The 18421-nt window shown below is 66.8% G+C and carries 25 protein-coding genes and 1 riboswitch; of the genes, 4 read left to right on the forward strand and 21 right to left on the reverse strand.

All coding sequences use genetic code 11. The features are described from left to right. Positions 1-10 precede the first annotated feature (10 nt). The 15 genes from rpsM to glpK all read right to left on the reverse strand — a co-directional run bounded on the left by rpsM (position 11) and on the right by glpK (position 9330). Entirely contained in the window at positions 11-376 is a 366-nt protein-coding gene (gene rpsM / locus CCO03_RS18440) for a 30S ribosomal protein S13 (RefSeq protein WP_087283455.1), read from the reverse strand. A 23-nt stretch (positions 377-399) separates the two neighbouring features. Beyond that, positions 400-513 carry a 50S ribosomal protein L36 gene (gene rpmJ, locus CCO03_RS18445; protein WP_087283457.1) on the reverse strand — a complete coding sequence of 38 codons (114 nt, stop codon included), beginning with the start codon at positions 511-513 and terminating at the stop codon, positions 400-402. A gap of 37 nt (positions 514-550) precedes the next feature. After that, entirely contained in the window at positions 551-1864 is a 1314-nt protein-coding gene (gene secY / locus CCO03_RS18450) for a preprotein translocase subunit SecY (RefSeq protein WP_087283459.1), read from the reverse strand. Positions 1865-1889: 25 nt separating this feature from the next. Beyond that, complete coding sequence (rplO, locus tag CCO03_RS18455) at positions 1890-2321, reverse strand: 50S ribosomal protein L15 (RefSeq protein ID WP_087283461.1); 432 nt, start codon at positions 2319-2321, stop codon at positions 1890-1892. 9 nt (positions 2322-2330) lie between these two features. After that, positions 2331-2513, reverse strand: a complete 183-nt coding sequence (rpmD, locus tag CCO03_RS18460; protein WP_087283463.1) for a 50S ribosomal protein L30 — start codon at positions 2511-2513, stop codon at positions 2331-2333. A gap of 12 nt (positions 2514-2525) precedes the next feature. Further along, positions 2526-3044, reverse strand: a complete 519-nt coding sequence (gene rpsE / locus CCO03_RS18465) for a 30S ribosomal protein S5 (protein ID WP_087283465.1) — start codon at positions 3042-3044, stop codon at positions 2526-2528. 17 nt (positions 3045-3061) lie between these two features. Beyond that, positions 3062-3427 (reverse strand): 50S ribosomal protein L18, encoded by a 366-nt coding sequence (rplR, locus tag CCO03_RS18470; RefSeq protein WP_087283467.1) that lies wholly within the window; start codon positions 3425-3427, stop codon positions 3062-3064. An 11-nt stretch (positions 3428-3438) separates the two neighbouring features. Continuing rightward, entirely contained in the window at positions 3439-3972 is a 534-nt protein-coding gene (gene rplF, locus CCO03_RS18475) for a 50S ribosomal protein L6 (protein WP_087283469.1), read from the reverse strand. Positions 3973-3996: 24 nt separating this feature from the next. Further along, a complete protein-coding gene (gene rpsH / locus CCO03_RS18480) occupies positions 3997-4392 on the reverse strand; it encodes a 30S ribosomal protein S8 (RefSeq protein WP_087283471.1) in 396 nt (131 codons plus the stop codon). A gap of 18 nt (positions 4393-4410) precedes the next feature. Continuing rightward, a complete protein-coding gene (rpsN, locus tag CCO03_RS18485) occupies positions 4411-4716 on the reverse strand; it encodes a 30S ribosomal protein S14 (protein WP_087283473.1) in 306 nt (101 codons plus the stop codon). 8 nt (positions 4717-4724) lie between these two features. Continuing rightward, entirely contained in the window at positions 4725-5264 is a 540-nt protein-coding gene (rplE, locus tag CCO03_RS18490) for a 50S ribosomal protein L5 (RefSeq protein ID WP_087283475.1), read from the reverse strand. Between the two features lie 8 nt (positions 5265-5272). Beyond that, a complete protein-coding gene (gene rplX, locus CCO03_RS18495) occupies positions 5273-5605 on the reverse strand; it encodes a 50S ribosomal protein L24 (protein WP_087283477.1) in 333 nt (110 codons plus the stop codon). A gap of 9 nt (positions 5606-5614) precedes the next feature. Then, a complete protein-coding gene (rplN, locus tag CCO03_RS18500) occupies positions 5615-5983 on the reverse strand; it encodes a 50S ribosomal protein L14 (RefSeq protein ID WP_087283478.1) in 369 nt (122 codons plus the stop codon). A gap of 201 nt (positions 5984-6184) precedes the next feature. Continuing rightward, entirely contained in the window at positions 6185-7786 is a 1602-nt protein-coding gene (locus CCO03_RS18505; protein WP_087284918.1) for a glycerol-3-phosphate dehydrogenase/oxidase, read from the reverse strand. Continuing rightward, positions 7783-9330: a glycerol kinase GlpK gene (glpK, locus tag CCO03_RS18510; protein ID WP_087284917.1), complete on the reverse strand. Its 1548-nt coding sequence runs from the start codon at positions 9328-9330 to the stop codon at positions 7783-7785. Before glpK ends, CCO03_RS18505 begins: the two co-directional genes overlap by 4 nt. Before the next feature lie 113 nt (positions 9331-9443). On the opposite strand from glpK, the gene CCO03_RS19995 reads away from it, so the two are divergent. The 3 genes from CCO03_RS19995 to CCO03_RS18520 all read left to right on the forward strand — a co-directional run bounded on the left by CCO03_RS19995 (position 9444) and on the right by CCO03_RS18520 (position 11430). Beyond that, positions 9444-9794 (forward strand): hypothetical protein, encoded by a 351-nt coding sequence (locus CCO03_RS19995; RefSeq protein WP_157667799.1) that lies wholly within the window; start codon positions 9444-9446, stop codon positions 9792-9794. Positions 9795-9988: 194 nt separating this feature from the next. Continuing rightward, on the forward strand, positions 9989-10828 hold the full coding sequence (gene proC / locus CCO03_RS18515) for a pyrroline-5-carboxylate reductase (RefSeq protein WP_087284919.1): 840 nt from the start codon (positions 9989-9991) through the stop codon (positions 10826-10828). A 2-nt stretch (positions 10829-10830) separates the two neighbouring features. Beyond that, on the forward strand, positions 10831-11430 hold the full coding sequence (locus tag CCO03_RS18520; RefSeq protein ID WP_205690334.1) for a P-loop NTPase family protein: 600 nt from the start codon (positions 10831-10833) through the stop codon (positions 11428-11430). Positions 11431-11487: 57 nt separating this feature from the next. Here the strand turns inward: CCO03_RS18520 and ubiA are convergent, their stop codons facing one another. Further along, positions 11488-12402 carry a 4-hydroxybenzoate octaprenyltransferase gene (gene ubiA / locus CCO03_RS18525; protein WP_087283480.1) on the reverse strand — a complete coding sequence of 305 codons (915 nt, stop codon included), beginning with the start codon at positions 12400-12402 and terminating at the stop codon, positions 11488-11490. A gap of 164 nt (positions 12403-12566) precedes the next feature. Between ubiA and CCO03_RS18530 the strand changes: the two genes are divergently transcribed. After that, positions 12567-13391, forward strand: coding sequence for a TauD/TfdA dioxygenase family protein (locus CCO03_RS18530; protein WP_087283482.1), 825 nt, complete (start codon positions 12567-12569; stop codon positions 13389-13391). A 278-nt stretch (positions 13392-13669) separates the two neighbouring features. Here the strand turns inward: CCO03_RS18530 and CCO03_RS18535 are convergent, their stop codons facing one another. From CCO03_RS18535 to CCO03_RS18555, 5 genes are all read right to left on the reverse strand, one after another. Continuing rightward, entirely contained in the window at positions 13670-14302 is a 633-nt protein-coding gene (locus tag CCO03_RS18535; protein ID WP_157667800.1) for a HupE/UreJ family protein, read from the reverse strand. Between the two features lie 702 nt (positions 14303-15004). Further along, positions 15005-15246: riboswitch (cobalamin riboswitch) on the reverse strand. A 61-nt stretch (positions 15247-15307) separates the two neighbouring features. Then, entirely contained in the window at positions 15308-15655 is a 348-nt protein-coding gene (locus CCO03_RS18540) for an AzlD domain-containing protein (protein WP_087283486.1), read from the reverse strand. Between the two features lie 234 nt (positions 15656-15889). Then, entirely contained in the window at positions 15890-16573 is a 684-nt protein-coding gene (locus CCO03_RS18545; protein WP_087284922.1) for an AzlC family ABC transporter permease, read from the reverse strand. A 136-nt stretch (positions 16574-16709) separates the two neighbouring features. Then, positions 16710-17714 carry a methionyl-tRNA formyltransferase gene (gene fmt, locus CCO03_RS18550; RefSeq protein ID WP_087283488.1) on the reverse strand — a complete coding sequence of 335 codons (1005 nt, stop codon included), beginning with the start codon at positions 17712-17714 and terminating at the stop codon, positions 16710-16712. A 116-nt stretch (positions 17715-17830) separates the two neighbouring features. Beyond that, on the reverse strand, positions 17831-18421 hold the full coding sequence (locus tag CCO03_RS18555) for a hypothetical protein (protein ID WP_236903935.1): 591 nt from the start codon (positions 18419-18421) through the stop codon (positions 17831-17833).

Raw genomic sequence — 18421 nt, forward strand, 5'->3', positions numbered from 1 at the left:
TTCAATTGTATTATTTCTTCAGCGACTGAGCAGCACGACGCGGACCCTTGCGAGTGCGGGCGTTGGTGCGCGTACGCTGACCGCGCATGGGCAGACCACGGCGATGACGGAAACCGCGATAGCAGCCGATGTCCATCAAACGCTTGATGTTCATCGTGGTTTCACGACGCAGGTCACCTTCGATGGTGAACTGTGCAATCTGGTCGCGGATCTTCTCCAGATCACCGTCGGTCAGGTCCTTGACCTTCTTGTCGAATGCAATGCCACAAGCTTCGCAAATCTTGCGAGCACGGGTACGACCGATGCCAAAAATGGCGGTCAGACCGATCTCAGCGTGCTTATGCGGCGGAATGTTGATACCAGCAATACGTGCCATGTTCTTCCTTTAGTACCCGCGCCTCAACCTTGACGCTGCTTGTGACGAGGATCAGTGCAGATCACTCGAATCACGCCCTTGCGGCGAATCACTTTGCAGTTGCGGCAAATCTTCTTAACCGAAGCTGAAACTCTCATATCCTTCTCCTAAGCCAAATTCAGCACATGCACAGCTTCAGATGGATGTTCTGAAGTTGGCCTTCTTGAGCAGCGACTCGTACTGCTGCGACACCAGGTAGTTCTGGACCTGCGCCATGAAATCCATGGTGACCACCACCATGATCAGCAGTGACGTCCCACCAAAGTAGAACGGCACGTTGAACTTCAAGTTCAGGAACTCGGGCAGCAAGCACACAAACGTGATGTAGATCGCGCCCGCAAAGGTCAATCGCAACAGGATCTTGTCGATGTATTTGGCCGTTTGCTCTCCAGGACGGATCCCAGGGATGAACGCGCCACTCTTTTTCAAGTTATCTGCGGTTTCGCGGCTGTTGAACACCAGAGCCGTGTAGAAAAAACAGAAGAAAATGATGGCCGCTGCGTACAGCAGCACATAGACAGGTTGACCCGGCTGCAAGCCTGCTGCGATGTCCTTGAGCCACCGCATCGACTCACTGTCACCCGTGGCGAACCAACTCACGATGGTGGCTGGCAGCAGGATGATCGACGACGCAAAGATCGGGGGAATCACACCCGCCATGTTGAGCTTCAAGGGCAGGTGCGACGATTGCCCACCGTAAACCTTGTTACCCACTTGACGCCGGGCGTAGTTCACCAGAATCTTGCGCTGACCGCGCTCGACGAACACCACGAACCACGTCACCAGCACCACCACAGCCAAGATGAACAGGCCTGAGATGACCCCAATCGATTGATTGCGAATCAACTCGAACAAGCCACCCAGAGCGTTCGGCAGGCCAGCGGCGATGCCCGCGAAAATCAGGATCGAGATGCCGTTACCCAGCCCCCGCTCCGTGATTTGTTCACCCAGCCACATGAGGAACATCGTCCCTGCAGTCAGGCTGACCACCGTGGTCAACTGGAACATGAACCCAGGACTCATCACCAGACCAGCTTGTCCTTGCAGCGCAACCGCGATGCCGAACGACTGGAAAATGGCCAGGGCCAAGGTGCCTCGCCGCGTGTAGTCCGTGATCTTGCGACGCCCTGCCTCGCCTTCCTTTTTCAAGGACTCCAAGGCCGGAACGACGTAAGTCGCCAGTTGCATGATGATCGACGCCGAGATGTACGGCATGATCCCCAAGGCAAACACCGTCAAACGAGACAGTGCACCACCCGAGAACATGTTGAACAAGTTCAAGATGCCCGTGTGGCTGGAAAACAAGCGCTTGAGTTCGTCCGGGTTGATGCCAGGCACCGGGATGTGGGCACCAATGCGATAGACCACAAGCGCGAGCAGCAAGAACACCAACCGACGACGCAAGTCACCGAATTTGCCCGACTTGGCAATCTGAGCACCTGTGGCCACTGTTCAGTCCCGAGTCACAAATGAATCAAGCCAGCGAGCCGCCAGCGGCTTCGATGGCAGCCTTGGCACCTGCCGTGGCGCCCACGCCGGTCAGCTTGACGGCACGGTTGAGTTCGCCCGACTTGATGACCTTGACCACCTTGGCCAGTTGGCTCACGACACCGGCAGCCTTGAGCGACGCCAGATCAAACTCGGCACCTTCCAGGTTTTGCAGGGTGCCCAGCGTGACTTCGGCATTGAACTTCAGGCTGGCCGATTTGAAGCCACGCTTGGGCAGGCGACGTTGCAAAGGCATTTGACCGCCTTCGAAACCCACCTTGTGGTAGCCACCCGAACGCGACTTTTGACCTTTGTGACCACGGCCAGCGGTCTTGCCGAGGCCAGAACCGATGCCACGACCCACGCGGCGGCGAGCGCGACGCGCGCCTTCGGCGGATTGAATGCTGTTGAGTTCCATGTCGACCTCTTACAGAACTTTGACCAGGTACGCGATCTTGTTGATCATGCCGCGCACCGCCGGAGTGTCTTGCAATTCGCTGACGCTGTTCAACTTGCGCAGGCCGAGGCCGCGCACGGTGTCACGATGCGATTGCTTGCAGCCGATGGGGCTGCGGACCAGTTGAACCTTGACGGTTTTTTCTGCAGTCATGTTCAGCCCCTATCAGTTGAAGATCTCTTCAACGCTCTTGCCACGCTTGGCGGCCACCTCAGCAGGGGTGGTGCAGTTGCGCAGTGCATCGAACGTTGCACGGACCATGTTGTAAGGATTGCTCGAACCGTGGCTCTTGGCCACGATGTCGGTGATCCCCATCACTTCGAAGACAGCGCGCATCGGACCACCGGCGATGATGCCGGTCCCCTTGGGGGCCGGTGCCATCATGACGCGGGCAGCGCCGTGCTGACCAATCACGTTGTGGTGAATGGTGCCATCCTTGAGCGACACCTTGGTCATGTTGCGACGGGCTTCTTCCATCGCCTTTTGCACAGCTGCCGGCACTTCCTTGGATTTGCCCTTGCCCATGCCAACGCGACCATCGCCATCGCCAACCACGGTCAGCGCAGCAAAGCCCATGATTCGACCGCCCTTGACCACTTTGGTCACGCGGTTCACAGCGATCATCTTCTCGCGCAGACCGTCTTCGGGTCCATCGCCTTGAGTACGTGCTTGAAATTTAGCCATGATTGAATCCGATTCGCTTAGAACTGCAGGCCAGCTTCACGCGCTGCTTCAGCCAGGGCCTTGACACGGCCGTGGTAGGCGAAGCCGGCGCGGTCGAACGCAACCTTTTCCACGCCAGCAGCCTTGGCCTTCTCGGCAATGCGCTTGCCAATCAGTTCTGCGGCCGCGGTGTTGCCACCCTTGCCGCTGGCGCCCAGCGATTTGCGCACATCGGCTTCGGCCGTCGAGGCGGAAGCCAGCACCTGGGTGCCGTCGCCCGAAATCAGCGTGGCATAGATGTGCAGGTTGGTGCGATTGACTGCCAGACGGGGCATGCCCTTGCTGACAATGCGGATGCGCGTTTGACGAGCACGACGCAGACGTTGTTCTTTCTTGTTCAACATTGCGCAGTTCCTTATTTCTTCTTGGTCTCTTTGAGCACAATGCGCTCGTCCGCATAGCGGATGCCCTTGCCCTTGTAAGGCTCAGGCGGACGAACCGCGCGGATGTTGGCTGCAATCTGACCCACCGCCTGACGATCGGCACCCTTGACGATGATTTCCGTCGGAGCCGGCGTGGCGACCGAGACGCCCTGGGGCATCTGGATGTTGACCGGATGCGAGAAGCCCACCGCCAGGTTCAGCTTGTCGCCTTGGGCCTGGGCGCGGAAACCCACGCCGACCAGGGTCAACTTCTTTTCGAAGCCCTTGCTGACGCCCACGACCATGTTGTTCACCAGCTGACGCATGGTGCCGCTCATGGCATTGGCTTCGCGCGACTCGTCGGCCGGCGTGAAGCTCAGCTGACCAGCGTCTTGCTTGACTTGCACCAAGGCGTTCTGGGACACGACCAACTCGCCGCCCGAACCCTTGACGGCAATCTTGTCGTCGTTGATCGACACGGTGACGCCGGAGGGCACCACAACGGCCGTTTTTGCTACACGTGACATGTCAATTTCTCCTCAATGCCACGATCAGGCGACGTAGCACAGCACTTCGCCACCGACACCGGCTGCGCGTGCTTTGCGATCGGTCATCACACCCTTGGGCGTGGTCACAATGGCCACACCCAGGCCGTTTTGCACCTGGGGAATGCTCTGTGCGCCCTTGTAGACACGCAGGCCGGGACGGCTCACGCGCTCAATGCGCTCGATCACCGGACGACCGGCGTAGTACTTCAGCGAAATTTGCAGCTCGGACTTGCCGGCTTCGCTCTTCACTTCGAAACCATCGATGTAGCCTTCGTCCTTCAGGACTTGGGCAATGGCCACCTTCACCTTGGAGGAAGGCACCGACACCGTGGTCTTGGAGACCATTTGCGCGTTGCGGATGCGCGTCAACAGGTCGGCAATGGGATCACTCATGCTCATTTGTTTTTCTCCTGCCGATTACCAGCTGGCCTTGGTGACACCCGGGATGTCACCGGCGAAAGCCAGTTCGCGAATCTTGGCGCGGCCCAGACCGAATTGACGGAAGGTGCCACGGGGACGACCCGTGATTTCGCAACGTGCACGTTGGCGCGTCGGGTTGGCATTGCGAGGCAGCTTTTGCAGTGCATCGCGGGCAGCCATGCGCTCCTCATCGCTGCGCTTGGCGTCGCCTGCGATGTCCTTGAGCTCTTTGTACTTGGCAGCGTACTTGGCAGCCAGTTTTTCGCGCTTGAGTTCGCGTTCGATCAAAGCTTTCTTAGCCATGGCTGACCTCAGTTCTTGAACGGGAAACGGAAACCAGCCAGCAAGGCCTTGGCTTCTTCGTCGTTCTTGGCGGTGGTGGTGATGCTGATGTTCAGACCACGCAGAGCATCCACCTTGTCGTATTCGATTTCGGGGAAGATGATCTGTTCTTTGACGCCAACGTTGTAGTTGCCGCGGCCATCGAACGAACGGCCCGAAATACCACGGAAGTCACGCACGCGGGGCAGGGCCACGGTGACGAAACGGTCCAGGAATTCGAACATGCGGGCACCACGCAGGGTGACCATGCAGCCAATGGCTTGACCTTCGCGGATCTTGAAACCAGCGATGGCCTTGCGGGCAACGGTCACGACGGGCTTTTGACCGGCGATCTTGGTCAGGTCGGACACAGCGTGTTCCATGACCTTCTTGTCGGCAACGGCTTCACTCACACCCATGTTCAGGGTGATCTTGGTGATGCGCGGCACCTCCATGGGCGACTTGTAGCCGAACTTCTTCATCAGTTCGGGTGCGACGTTTTCGCGGTAGTGTTGTTGCAGTCGAGCCATGATGTACCTCAAGCGACCTTGATTGCGTCGCCGCTGGACTTGTAGACGCGAACGCGGCGCTTGCCCTTGGCTGCGCTCTCGTCCACCTTGATGCTGACGCGGTCAGCCTTGCCCGTGGCGGTGTTGAAAATGGCCAGGTTCGACTGATGGATGGGCATGGACTTCTCCACGATGCCGCCCGTCTCGCCCTTCATGGGATTGGGCTTGACGTGCTTCTTCACCAGATTCACGCCTTCCACCACCACGCGTTCGTCGTCGACGCGCAGTGCAATCTTGCCGGTTTTGCCTTTGTCGCGGCCGGTCAGCACGATGACCTGGTCGCCTTTGATGAGCTTGTTCATGGCGTGTCCTTACAGCACTTCAGGTGCCAGCGAGACGATCTTCATGAACTTTTCAGTACGCAGTTCACGAGTCACGGGGCCAAAAATGCGGGTGCCGATGGGCTCGAGCTTGGCGTTCAGCAGCACGGCGGCGTTGCCGTCGAACTTCACCAGCGAGCCATCCGGACGACGGATGCCTTTGGCCGTGCGGACCACCACAGCGCTGTAGACCTCGCCTTTTTTGACGCGACCACGCGGTGCAGCTTCCTTCACGGTCACCTTGATGATGTCGCCCACGCTGGCATAGCGGCGATGCGAACCACCCAGCACCTTGATGCACTGGACAGACTTGGCGCCGGTGTTGTCAGCGACATCCAACCGAGTTTCAGTTTGAATCATTTCAATGTTCCCAACTTGTATCCAGCAACCAAACGCTGCCGGATCAGTCTTGGGCCCGTCGCCCGCTTCAAACCACTCGAAGCCAGCGTTTGGGCAAGAATTCCGCGCCCTCTGATGCATCCCGCGCTCAAGACATTGAGCCGCAAATGCACCACGAAATTGGAGCGAAGCCTCGCATTGTCTGTTGAACAAGGCCCCTTGTCAAGTCAGAACTGACTGACTGGCCCTCGTCAAGGCGAGTTGTTGGCGTGACAACAACAGCGCGTGCGCCGGCTGCGGGTCGGGCACGCCTTCCTCGCGCAGGATCGCGGCCACGCGCGGCACCAGGCGCTCGGCACAGGCCGCGTCCAGCATCAGCACGCGCGCCCGACGCGCCAGGACGTCGGCGACCGTGCGCGCGAACTCGTGGCGCACGGCGAAGCGCACGCGGGCTTCGCTCAGGCCCAGGCCCAGCACGCGGTCTGCGCCGGGCAGCTGCTGCACGGCGGCGGCATCACGGCCCAGCCCCAGCCCATCGGGCGGCCGATGCAGCGGCGCGGGCAAAGCGTCGCCCACCTCGGGCGCGCCGGCCAGGCGCGGCAGCTCAGCGTCCTGCCCCACCCACGGTGGGCAGCCCAGCTGAAGCGCCACGCCTGCCAAGGCGTCGACGGCCATGACGCGGAAGGTGGTCCACTTGCCACCGACCACGCTGATCAGGCCGTCTGCGGCCACGTGCACGCGGTGCTCGCGGCTCAGGGTGGGGCTGGCGCCATGCGGGGCACCCGCGGCCAGCGCCAAGGGCCGCAGCCCCGCCCACAGGCTGCGCACATCCGTGGGCTGCAGCGGCCGCCGCGTGTAGCGGTTGATCTCCGTCAGGATGAAGGCCACCTCGGCAGCCGATGGCAAGGGGTCGCGCGCCGGCGCCGGATGGGGCGTGTCCGTGGTGCCCAGCAGCACATGGCCCAGCCACGGTACCGCGAACAGCACGCGCCCGTCCGCCGTTTGCGGCAGCAACACGGCGTGGTCGTTGAGCAGGCCCGCCTGCGGCACCACCAGGTGCGCCCCACGGCTCAGCAACACGGTGGCGGCGCCGCGCCCGTCGCCGTCGCCCCGCACGGCATCCGACCAGACGCCCGTGGCGTTGACCACGCAGCGGGCCCGCAGGGTGTGGGTGACGCCCAGCTCGGCGTCGCGGCACACCAGGCCCCGCACCCGGCCGGCGTCGCGCAGCAGGCGCACGGCGGGACAGTGGTTGAGCAGCACGGCTCCGTGCGCCACCGCACTGCGCGCCAATGCCAAGGCGAAGCGCGCATCGTCGAACTGCGCATCCCAGTATCGAATACCTCCGTTGTGCAGATCATCGGAGAAGCCGGGTACTGCTTGATGCAAAGCCTGATTGGAGAGCCACTCGGTGCGCCCCAGGCTGTCCGCACCCGCCAGCCAGTCGTAAACGCCCAAGCCCAGGCGATGCAGCCCGTTGTCCCAGGCGCGGTGGGCCGGCACCACGAAGGGCAAGGGCTGCACCAGGTGCGGCGCAGCCTGCATCAGCCGCTTGCGTTCGTGCAGCGCCTGGCGCACCAGGGCCACGCGGCCTTGCGCCAGGTAGCGCACGCCGCCGTGAACCAGCTTGGTCGAGCGCGAGGAGGTGCCACTGGCGAAGTCGTCGGCCTCGACCAGGACCACGCGCAGGCCGCGCCGCGCCGCCAGCAGCGCCACCCCCAGGCCGGTCGCGCCGCCGCCCACCACGGCCAGGTCCCACGGTTGTGGCCGCGCGATCTGCGCCAGCAAGGTGCGCCGGTCGGTGCTGGCCTCGGCCGGCGTCATGGCGCTGCCGCGTCGGCCCGCGCCCAGTGGCGGCTGCGCCTCATGGCGTCGCGCCACACGGCCCGGCGATCGGCCCGCTCCGCCTCAGACACGGTGGGCTCGAACCGCCGCGCCACGCCCCATTGCGCCGCAATCGCCGCGCCCGAGGTCCACACGCCGGTGGCCAGCCCCGCCAAGTAGGCCACACCCAGGGCCGTCGTCTCGGTCTGGCGCGGCCGCACCACGGGCACCCCCAGCAAATCGGCCTGCAGCTGCATCAGCACATCGTTGCGGCTGGCCCCGCCGTCCACGCGCAGCTCCTGCACCGGCGTGCCGGCATCGAGCGCCATGGCCTCGAACACATCGGCGCACTGCTGGGCGATGCCGTCCAGCGCCGCGCGCGCGATGTGCGCCCGCGTGCTGCCCCGGTGCAGGCCCACCAGCAGGCCCCGGGCGTGCGGGTCCCAATGCGGCGCCCCCAGGCCCGCGAACGCCGGCACCATGCACACCCCGCCGGCATCGGGCACGCTGGCGGCCAGCGCCTGCACCTCGTCGGCGCGCTGAATCAGGCCCAGGCCGTCGCGCAGCCACTGGATGGTGGCGCCGCCCATGAACACCGAGCCCTCCAGCCCATACGTCTTGTTGGCGGCCACCTCCGGCGGGCCTTGCCAGGCCACGGTGGTCAGCAGGCGATGCGTGCTGCGGCATGGCTCGTCGCCCGTGTTCATGAGCATGAAGCAGCCCGTGCCGTAGGTGTTCTTGGCCATGCCGGGGGCAAAGCAGGCCTGGCCGAACAGGGCCGCCTGCTGGTCGCCCGCCACGCCCGCAATCGGCAGCGGGATGCCAAACAACGCGGCGTCGGTGTCGGCCACCCAGCCGCAGGACGGCACCACACGCGGCAACACCGCACGCGGGATGTCGAACAGCCTCAGCAGCCCATCGTCCCAGGCAAAGCGGTGGATGTCGAACAACAGCGTGCGCGCCGCGTTGCTGGCATCGCACACGTGCGCGCGGCCGCCCGTCAGGCGCCAGATCAGCCAGCTGTCCACGGTGCCGAACGCCAGCTCGCCCGCCTCGGCCCGTTGGCGCGCGCCGGGCACGTGCGCCAACAGCCAGGCCAGTTTGCTGGCCGAAAAATACGCATCCAGCACCAGCCCGGTGCGGCGCTGCAAACGGGCCGCGTGGCCGGCCTGCCGCAGCGCCTCGCAGGCCGGTGCCGTGCGCCGGTCCTGCCAGACGATGGCGGGCGCCACCGGCAGCCCCGTGGCGCGGTCCCACAGCACCGTGGTTTCGCGCTGGTTGGCGATGCCGATGCCCGCCACCTGCGCCAGCGTGCGCGTCTCACCGGGCCGCGCCTGGGCCTGCCATTGCGCCAGCGCCTCCTGGGCCACAGCGTATTGGCTGCGCCAGATGTCCATGGCGTCGTGCTCGACCCAGCCCGACTGCGGGAAGTGCTGCGGAAACTCGCGCTGCGCGAGCGCCTGCACCTGCCCCTGGTCGTCGATGACCAAGGCGCGCGACGAGGTGGTGCCCTGATCCAGGGCCAGCAAATGGCGTGGCGGCATGCGCCACACGCTAGCGCATCGCGGCCCGGCTGACCAGCGAGGGCGCGCCACCAGGCGCAAGGCGCGAAGCTTCGGCAGCTTGAACATCAAGCAGTATCGACAGATCGCCGATTTTGTTCAAACGGGAAGTTACCCATACTCCAATCAAACCTACACGCCATCGATTCAACCCACTGCTGACTGCGCAGCCCCCCGGGAATGCCAGCCCCGACGCAGACCGACGATCCCCTCGCCCGGCCTGGCTCACGGCGTCCGGCCTGATCAGGCCCACCGCCACCGCCACCGCCACCGCCACCGCCATCGGCTTCGGCTTCGGCTTCGGCTTCGGCTTCGCGCCGCTGCGGCTGCGGCTGCACCGCATCGGCAACGTGAACGGCAGCGACGCCAAGGTTTCCCAGGCCAGCCAGAGCGTTGCACCGGGCCCTGATCGCCGCACGGCGCGCCGAACCCTGCCCTGTGGCTGATGGCCATCGCTGGGTGCCACCGACACAAGCTCCGTTCGCACCGCCCCCCGGCGCTCAGACGGCCGGACGCGCCCCGCGCGATCGGCGGTCCCGTCAGCCGCGCGCGCCGCACCGTGCAGGCGCCATGCACGGGTCGCCAAGGCGGGCGCCGTGGCCATTTCTCCCGCGCCCGCTCGGCGATGGACAATCGCGCCATGAGCTCCTCCACCCTGCCCTCCTCCGACTCCCCCACCATCGCCTTCATCGGCGGCGGCAACATGGCCAGCGCCATCGCTGGCGGCTTGCTGAGCCACGGCCTGACGCCGCGCCAGTTGCTCGTGGTCGAGCCCTTTGCCGCCACGCGCGAGGCCCTGAAGGCTGGCCACGGCATCGACGCCCTGCCCGCCGCCGACGAGCGCCTCGCGGCGGCCAGCCTGGTCATCTGGGCCGTCAAGCCCCAGGTGTTTGCCGAGGCGACCCAGCCGGTCGCGCCCTTCACGCGCCAGGCCCTGCACCTGTCGGTGGCCGCCGGCATCCCCACCGACGCGATCGCGCGCTGGCTGGGCACCGAGCGCATCGTGCGCGCCATGCCCAACACGCCGGCCCTGGTCGGCCTGGGGATGACCGGCCTGTTCGCGCGCGCCGGCGCCCAGGCCGACGATCGCCGCCAGGTCGAGCGCGTGCTGGCCGGCACCGGCCAGACGCTGTGGGTGACCGAGGAAACCCAGCTGGACGCCGTGACGGCGCTGTCGGGCTCGGGCCCGGCCTACGTGTTCTATTTCCTCGAAGCCATGGCCCAGGCCGGCCAGGACATGGGGCTGCCGGCCGAGCAGGCGCTGCAACTCGCGCTGGGCACCTTCGTGGGCGCCGCCACGCTGGCCCAGCGTTCGCCCGAGGCCCCCGCCACGCTGCGCGAACGCGTGACCAGCAAAGGCGGCACCACGTTTGCGGCGTTGGAATCCCTGCGTGGCAGCCAGGTGGCCGAGCACTTCATCACCGCGATGAAGGCCGCGCAGGCCCGCTCGGCCGAGCTGGGCGCCGAATTCGGGCGCTGAGCATGCACGCCCACCCCGACGCGCAGGCGCCCACCGCGCCGCCGGCCCCGGCGCGCATGCAACGGGTGTTGGTGCTGGGCTCGGGCGGCGCCGGCAAGTCCACCCTGGCCCAGACCCTGGCCGCGCGCACCGGCTTGCCGCTGGTCCACCTCGATCGCCTGTACTGGCAACCCGGCTGGGTGGAGCCGCCCAAACCCGCCTGGCGGGCCACGCTGGCGCAGCTGATCGCCCAGCCGGCCTGGATCCTCGACGGCAACTACGGCGGCACGCTGGAGGACCGCCTGGCGGCCTGCGACACCGTGTTGCTGATCGATGTGCCCACGCACGTCTGCCTGTGGCGCATCGTCAAGCGCCGCTGGCTGAACGCAGGGCGCGCCCGGCCCGACATGGCGCCGGGCTGCGCCGAAAAGCTGGACTGGCCCTTTGTGTGGTGGGTGGCCACCTACCGCCGCCAGCGCCTGCCGGCCTTGCGGGCCCGGTTGCGGGCCCTGCCCGCCACCACCCGCGTGCGGGTGCTGCGCCACGAGGCCGACCTGCTGCGCTGGCTTGCGACCTTGCCCGACGAACGGCCGCCTTCGGCCTCCGCATCGCTTCAGCATTGAAACGAGGAGTATGGTGCCATCACCGTTTTCAATTCAACGGCAACACACCCATACTCCTCACAGAATGGCATAGGCAGATGCCACGCCAGCGAACAGCGCCACCCCCATCCAGTGGCTTTTGCTGAAGGCGGTGAAACACCCTTCGCGCGTGCGGTCCTTGATCAGGTGGTGGTGCCAGACGATCTGCACCGCAATGGCGGCACAACCCAGCCAGAACGGCCACGGCAGGTGACGCAGGGCCAGGGCCCACAGCAGCAGGTTCAGCACGAAGAAGCCCAGCACCGCCGCCACATCGAAGCGCCCCAGCGTGATGGCCGAGGTGCGCATGCCGATCTTCAGGTCGTCGTCGCGGTCGACCATCGCGTACTCGGTGTCGTAGGCCAGCACCAGGCACAGGTTGCCCAGCCACATCAACCAGGCCTCGGCCGGCACGCGGCCCTGCACCGCGGCGTAGGCGATCACGATGCCGAAGTTGAACGCGATGCCCAGCACCGCCTGCGGCATGGCGAAAAACCGCTTGGTGAAGGGGTACAGGATGGTCACCAGCACCGCCGGCACCGACCACGCCACCGCCTCCCAGCGCGTGGTCAGTACCAGGCCCAGCGACACCAGGGTCAGCACCGCGCCCAGCAGCAAGGCCTCGGTCACCGACACCTGGCCCGAGGTGATGGGCCGATTGACCGTGCGCTTGACGTGGCGGTCGAAGTCGCGGTCGGCCACGTCGTTGATGCAGCAGCCCGCGCTGCGCATGAGCACCGTGCCCAGCACGAAAACGGTGAGCAGGTGCCAGCCCGGAAAACCACCCGAGGCCGCCCACAGCGCCGCCAGCGTGGGCCAGACCAGCACCAGCCAGCCCGCAGGCCGGTCGAAACGGATCAGGTTCAGGTACAGGGCCAGCTTGCGCCGCCACAGCGGCGCGGGCGACGGTGAAGAGGGGGGCACCGAAAGCGGCGCGGGAGCGGGAGCAGCCATGGGCTGAGCATACTGCGCGCCCCGTCGGACCCCTGGCCGCGGATGGACTGGCTGGCTGGAGTCGCCTGACCGCGGCAGTCGCCCGGGCGGCTGCCTGCACGCCGCTGCGCTGCTGCAATGCCGCCACAGGGCGCCCCGGCGTCCGCCAACTGGAGCCCTCGCAGATGCGCATTCAACAAGTGGCCGGCGCCATCGGCGCCGAAATTCACGGCATCGATCTGGCCCGCGGCCTGAGTGCCAGCGAGGCCCAGGCCGTGCGCGACGCCTTCCTGACACACCAGGTCATCTTCTTTCGCGACCAGGCGCTGACGCCCGAGGCCTTCATGGCCTTTGCCGAGGCCATGGGCACACCGGTGGAGTACCCCTTCGTCAAAGGCATTGCCGGCTTCCCCCAGATCATCGAGGTGAAAAAGCTGGAGACCGAGCGCGTGAATTTCGGTGGCATCTGGCATTCGGACACCACCTACCTGGACGAGCCGCCCATGGGCTCGATGCTGCTCGCGCGCGAGGTGCCGCCCTACGGCGGCGACACCTTGTTCGCCAGCCAGTACGCGGCCTACGAGGCCTTGTCGGATGGGATGAAGCGCATCCTCGATCCGCTGGTGGGCATTTCCAGCTCGGCCAAGGCCGACGTCAGCAAAACGCGCGAAGACCGCCTGCGCAGCGACGGCAAGGACGAGGCACCCCGCGACTACCTGGCCACCCATCCGGTGGTGCGCACCCACCCCGAGACGGGGCGCAAGGCCTTGTTCGTCAACGTGGCCCACACCGCCGGCATCGAGGGCCTGACCGAGGCGGAAAGTGCGCCGCTGCTGCAGTTCCTGTTCGCACACCAGGTCAAGCCCGAGTTCACCTGCCGCTTTGTGTGGCAGCCCGGCTCGCTGGCCTTCTGGGACAACCGCTGCGCGCAGCACAACCCCGTCAACGACTACCACGGCCACCGCCGCGTCATGCACCGCATCACGCTGGCGGGCGACCGGCCGCGCTGAAGCACCACGCAGTCGCCATGCTGTTTTGATACAAAAGAGTATTCACCCCTTGTCGTTGTGAATGAATCGACAAAAGGCCCATACTCCCAACTTCATTCAAAACGACGACGCGGGCCAGCACCGAACCTGGTGCGGGCTGCGGTCAGCCTGACATGCAGCACGCCCCCTCGTCGTGGCTCACCAGGGATCGGTGCCTCACCCGAATCCCCATCCGCCATGGGCGCGAGCGGCTGGCCAGGCCCTGAAGCCCGCCAAGCCGCAGCCGCCGTGAACGGCGTTCAAACCGTCAGCAGGCCTGCCGCCTGGCTGATGCTGAACCACAGACCGGTGGCCGTGACCGCCACGCCCGCCGTGACGGCCGAGCGCGCAAAGCTGCTGGCCTGCAGCCGGTTCAGCGCGCTCGAGATGCCCACCATCACCCCCCACTGGATCAAGACGAAGCCCAGCAGGTAGGCGTACAAGGCGGTGGGCTCAGCCCCCACGATGGACTCGCCGTAGGCGTAGCCGTGGAACCCCCCCGCCACCGGCAGCAGCACCCACAACCCCTGGGCCGGTGCCAGCTGACGCGTCCACACCAGGGCACCTGCCAGCACCACTGACAAAGCCACCCACAGCTCAGAGCCTGGCACATCCACCCGGTTGAGGTGCAAAACCGTGCCGAGCAGCGCGGCCAGGACAAAGGCCCCCGCCAAGCCGGCCCGCAAGGCCGCTGGCCGCTTGGCGATGAGCCAAGCCGCCGCGACGATGAAGGCCAGGTGGTCCAGCCCGATGACGGGATGCGCCAGGCCAGACAGCAGGCCTTGCGTGAACGTGCTCGGCATGGCGCCATCCATGGCGTGGTGCGCCTGTGCGCCCAGCGAGGTGCCCAGCAGCGCCAGACCGGCGAGGGTGGACGGGAACGTGCGTGTCATGAAGATCTCCTTCTTGCGTGATGAAAGTGGTGACCGGCCAGCCTCACCCAGACCGGGCGAGGCGGGGCCCGTCGATCGGGGCGGCATTGATGGCGCCGGCGCAGGGCCTGTGGCGCGGCGGCCAGGGTCTGGGTCTGGGTCTGGGTCTGGGCCACGCGTCCGCAGCGCGCATCCGGGCCTCCGTGGATGTGCAGATCGGCGTGCGCTCCGGCGCGTGGCGCAGGCTGGCCCGCCGCGGCCGTCGGCTGCGCTGGGCAGGAATCGCTGGGAAACGGCATGGGCCGAAGAGGCCCGCAGCGCGGGCGTGGCCCCTCAGGCTGCATCCGCGGGAAGCGCACCAGCACCTCATCGAGCGAGCGGGCGGGCCCGTTCGCCACCACCGGCCTGTCGCCCCGCGCGGGGTTGCGCCCTGCCTTGCGCGGTGGCTTGCCGGCCCGCAGCGGGCGCGTCACGCCCATGGCGAACCGCAGCCAGCCGGCCAGCGGCCCTGTCCAGTGGTGGATGCAATGCACCCACACCATCGGCAGTCGGAATCCCGACGTTCGCCCCATGCAACACCCATGCCTGTACCGGCCAACCACCCGTGGCCTGTGAACGATGTGCAGGGGAATGTCGCTGAGCGATGCGGCGCCAGGGCGCAGCCGCCCTCGCCGGCCACGCGTCTGGCGCGCAGCCTCACCCGGTTCACACGCCATCCCGCTGCGTCCCAGTCAGCGACAGGCCGGTCTCCGGGCTCACAGAGTTCAGCGCGTGGACGCGACTGAGGCCGACACACACCTTCCCGCTTGCGCAGTGGTGGCCGTCACCGGGGGTGACGACGCGTGGCCGACATCTCTGATTACCGTTGCGGGTGCAGCACAGGATTGGTGGCCGAGCCACGCACCTGTTTCCCGTTTCACTTCATGCCCTGCGGGGGATGAAGCACCTGTCGTGCGGGCGGATTCTAAGGGCGCCCCCGCAGGCGTCGGCCACCGACGCGTCGCCTCGGGCACGCCGGGGCGGACCTCACCAGCCCAGGGCCAGGTGCAGCGGCAGGTAGATCGCCATGCCCACGGCGATGGCCCCCGGCATGGCGTAGCCGGTGTGTTTGCGCCAGAACACGAAGGCCGCGGCGGCCAGGGCCGCCCAGACGCGCGCGTCGGTCCAGGACAGGCTGAACTGCCCGCCGCTGAAGGCCAGCTCGGGCGCGATGACGGCGCCGAGTGCGGCAATGGGCGCGTACTGCAGGCCGCGCCCGGCCCAGGCCGGCAGCGGCCATTCCTTGTTCGAGAGGAAGAAGAAGCAGCGCGCGATCACCGTGGTCGCGGTCAGGCCCACGATGACGAGCAGGGTCCAGAGGTCGGTGCCGCTCACCGCAGCCCCCCGGTGAAGTGCGCCACAGTGCGCGTGGCCTGGCGTGCGGCCATGAGCGCGGCCTGGCGCTCGAACTGAAGTACGGCTGGGCCAGCCCAGCGCCACGTCACCCGTGGTAGGGCGCCCGGCACCTGTCCAACGGGTGCCGCTGCCGCAACCGGCGCGCGCACGACGATTGCACGGGTGCGGCCCGTGCAAAGGAAAGAAAACAAGGGGTATGCTGCCATCACCGTTTCACTTTGAACGCAGAGGGGTTGATACATCTTTCTTTTTCGGCTCGAGCAGCATGCAGACCGCCACCGCCACGGCAATGCCCACCACGATGTTCAGCCGCAGCGGCAGCGTGTAGGTCAGGCAGGCGACGATGCCGGCCAGCACGGCCGCCAGGCCACGCAGCCAGGTCGTGGCCAGCGCGCAGGTCAGGGCCAGCAGCGCCAGCGTGGCCGCGAACGCCAGGCCCCAGCCCGGCGGAATCGCGCTGCCCAGGAAGATGCCGGCGATGGAGGCGCTTTGCCAGAACACCCAGTTGATGCTGTTGCCGCCCCAGAGGTAGGCCAGCTGCGCCCGCCGCGCCTGTTCGGTGACGGGCGACTTGGGAAAGCGCTTCACGAACAGCACGTAGGTCAGGTCGCCGGTGCTGTAGCCCAGCACCAGGCGCTTGAGGCGCGGCATGTAGATGAAGTACTGCCGCAGGTGCAGGCTGAACACCACGAAGCGCAGGTTCACGCACATGGCGGTGGCCAGGATGACCCACATGGGCGCGGCGCCGGCGATGAGCGGGATGGTGGCCAGCTGCGCGCTGCCCGCGAACACCAGCAGCGTCATGGCCAGGGCCTCGACGGTGCTCATGCCCGAATTGATCATGGCCACGCCGGTCATGAAGGCCCAGGCCGTGAGGCCCACGGACACGCCCGCCATTTCGCGCGCGCCCACCCAGAACAAGGGGTGGCGCACGGTGCGGGCCAGCTGGTCGACACGGTGCGCGAGCAAGGCGCCCAGGCCCCGCGCCTCGGTGTCCTGGGCCTGCGCCAGCGCGCGCAGGTCGGGCTCGGTGTCAGCCAAGGCGCTGCCCCGGCACCAGCGCAAAGCCGCGCAGGAAATCGCCGGCGCCCAGGCGTTTGCCCCCGGCGCGCTGCAGCTGGGTCAGCACCAGGCGTTCCTCGGCCCGTGGCCCGCAGGCCACCACGATGCCCTGCGCATCGGCGCGCAGGATGTCGCCCGGCTGCACACCGGTCGCCGCCGGTTCATCGGCTGGCACCACCTGGGCTTGCCAGAGCTTGATCGCTTCGGACTTGCCGTCCTGCGTCAGCGTGGTAGCCGCGCCCGGAAAGGGGTCGAAGGCGCGCACACGGCGCGCGATGACGGCGGCCGGCTGCTGCCAGTCGACCTGCGCCTCGGCCTTGTCGATCTTGTGGGCGTAGGTGATGCCTTCGGCAGGTTGCGGCACCGCGGCGGGTGCCTGCCCGTCTGCCGCCGCCTGCAGGACTTGCGCCATCAGCGTGCCGCCCTGCTCGGCCAGGCGGTCGTGCAGGCTGCCCGTGGTGTCGTCCGCGGCAATCTCGGTCTCGCCCACCCGCAGCATGTCGCCCGTGTCCAGGCCGGCGTCCATCTGCATGATGGTGACGCCCGTGCGCGCGTCGCCCGCCTCGATGGCGCGGTGGATGGGCGCCGCGCCACGCCAGCGCGGCAGCAACGAGGCGTGGATGTTCAGGCAGCCCAGGCGCAGGCCGTGGCCCCGCATGGCGTCCAGCACCCACTGGGGCAGGATGAGGCCGTAAGCGGCCACGATCATGGCATCGGCCTGGGCCGCCAGGATCTGGGCCTGCGCGGCCTGGGCGTCTTCGGGGTATTTGCCATCCAGCCGCAGGCTGCGCGGCTGCGCCACGGGCAGGTCGTGCGCCAGCGCAAACTGTTTGACGGGGGAGGGCTGCAGCTTCAGGCCCCGGCCGGCGGGGCGGTCGGGCTGGGTCAGCACCAGGCCGATGTCGTGGCCTTGCGCGTGCAGCTGGGCCAGGGCGACGCGCGCAAATTCGGGCGTGCCCGCAAAAATCAATCTCATGCCGCGATTATCTCGCGTCGCCCCGTGTCGATTATGGAAATCCGGGTATGGCGCCCTGGCCGTTTATCTGCAAACGGTAGTGCATTCATACCCCGAAAATCACCCCATTCGGCGACTCAGCGGCCCAGCACCCGGTCCGGCAGGTATTCGTCGGCAGGGTGCCAGCGGCGCACCACGCCTTGCGGGTCGATGTAGATGTGCAGCAGGCGGTTCCAGGGGCCCAGGCTGTAGCGCCAGGTCCAGACCTCGCCCGTGAACGCGTGCACGCCCGTGATCTGGAACGGCGGCCCGAATTCGCGCAGCACGTCGTCCCGCGTCCAGCGATCAACCTGGATGCGTCCGAAGGCGGCCTCGTCCATCGCCTGCGTCACGGCCAGCACCTGGCCACTGGCGTTCAGGTCGACGTTGTACACGCGTTGACCTGCAGGCTGAGCGGAGTATTGCAGCCTCTCCGTCGCACCTCCATCGGCATTCAGCCGATACTGGGCAGTTGGCGTACCGAGGCGTTCCAGCACGGTGGCCCGGTCGCTGCCCAGCGGCAGGCGCGCCGGATCGCTGGCACAGCCCAGCAGCAAGCCCGCCACCAGGGCCAGCCCCAAAGCGGTCGCCCCTCGCCGGGCGCTGCGCGCCGAGGGCACGACGGCGGCGGAGCGCGGCAGACGCGCCCCCGCCGCAGGAGGGTTCAAAGCCGGGGCTGCGCTGGGCAT

Source organism: Comamonas serinivorans (assembly GCF_002158865.1).
Taxonomy (GTDB): Bacteria; Pseudomonadota; Gammaproteobacteria; order Burkholderiales; family Burkholderiaceae_C; genus Comamonas_E; species Comamonas_E serinivorans.

Bases quoted from the DNA above. Each gene is read 5' to 3' on its own strand.
- rplN (WP_087283478.1), bottom strand. From the start codon at position 5,983: ATGATTCAAACTGAAACTCGGTTGGATGTCGCTGACAACACCGGCGCC.
- rplR (WP_087283467.1), bottom strand. From the start codon at position 3,427: ATGTTGAACAAGAAAGAACAACGTCTGCGTCGTGCTCGTCAAACGCGC.
- CCO03_RS18505 (WP_087284918.1), bottom strand. From the start codon at position 7,786: ATGACGCCGGCCGAGGCCAGCACCGACCGGCGCACCTTGCTGGCGCAG.
- rplX (WP_087283477.1), bottom strand. From the start codon at position 5,605: ATGAACAAGCTCATCAAAGGCGACCAGGTCATCGTGCTGACCGGCCGC.
- rplE (WP_087283475.1), bottom strand. From the start codon at position 5,264: ATGGCTCGACTGCAACAACACTACCGCGAAAACGTCGCACCCGAACTG.
- CCO03_RS18555 (WP_236903935.1), bottom strand. From the start codon at position 18,421: ATGCCCAGCGCAGCCCCGGCTTTGAACCCTCCTGCGGCGGGGGCGCGT.
- fmt (WP_087283488.1), bottom strand. From the start codon at position 17,714: ATGAGATTGATTTTTGCGGGCACGCCCGAATTTGCGCGCGTCGCCCTG.
- rpmD (WP_087283463.1), bottom strand. From the start codon at position 2,513: ATGACTGCAGAAAAAACCGTCAAGGTTCAACTGGTCCGCAGCCCCATC.
- rplO (WP_087283461.1), bottom strand. From the start codon at position 2,321: ATGGAACTCAACAGCATTCAATCCGCCGAAGGCGCGCGTCGCGCTCGC.
- rpsE (WP_087283465.1), bottom strand. From the start codon at position 3,044: ATGGCTAAATTTCAAGCACGTACTCAAGGCGATGGACCCGAAGACGGT.
- CCO03_RS18520 (WP_205690334.1), top strand. From the start codon at position 10,831: ATGCACGCCCACCCCGACGCGCAGGCGCCCACCGCGCCGCCGGCCCCG.
- rpsM (WP_087283455.1), bottom strand. From the start codon at position 376: ATGGCACGTATTGCTGGTATCAACATTCCGCCGCATAAGCACGCTGAG.
- rpsH (WP_087283471.1), bottom strand. From the start codon at position 4,392: ATGAGCATGAGTGATCCCATTGCCGACCTGTTGACGCGCATCCGCAAC.
- rpmJ (WP_087283457.1), bottom strand. From the start codon at position 513: ATGAGAGTTTCAGCTTCGGTTAAGAAGATTTGCCGCAACTGCAAAGTG.
- CCO03_RS18545 (WP_087284922.1), bottom strand. From the start codon at position 16,573: ATGGCGGGCGTGTCCGTGGGCCTCACGGCCTGGGCCTTCATGACCGGC.
- proC (WP_087284919.1), top strand. From the start codon at position 9,989: ATGAGCTCCTCCACCCTGCCCTCCTCCGACTCCCCCACCATCGCCTTC.
- rpsN (WP_087283473.1), bottom strand. From the start codon at position 4,716: ATGGCTAAGAAAGCTTTGATCGAACGCGAACTCAAGCGCGAAAAACTG.
- rplF (WP_087283469.1), bottom strand. From the start codon at position 3,972: ATGTCACGTGTAGCAAAAACGGCCGTTGTGGTGCCCTCCGGCGTCACC.
- glpK (WP_087284917.1), bottom strand. From the start codon at position 9,330: ATGCCGCCACGCCATTTGCTGGCCCTGGATCAGGGCACCACCTCGTCG.
- CCO03_RS18535 (WP_157667800.1), bottom strand. From the start codon at position 14,302: ATGACACGCACGTTCCCGTCCACCCTCGCCGGTCTGGCGCTGCTGGGC.
- ubiA (WP_087283480.1), bottom strand. From the start codon at position 12,402: ATGGCTGCTCCCGCTCCCGCGCCGCTTTCGGTGCCCCCCTCTTCACCG.
- CCO03_RS18530 (WP_087283482.1), top strand. From the start codon at position 12,567: ATGCGCATTCAACAAGTGGCCGGCGCCATCGGCGCCGAAATTCACGGC.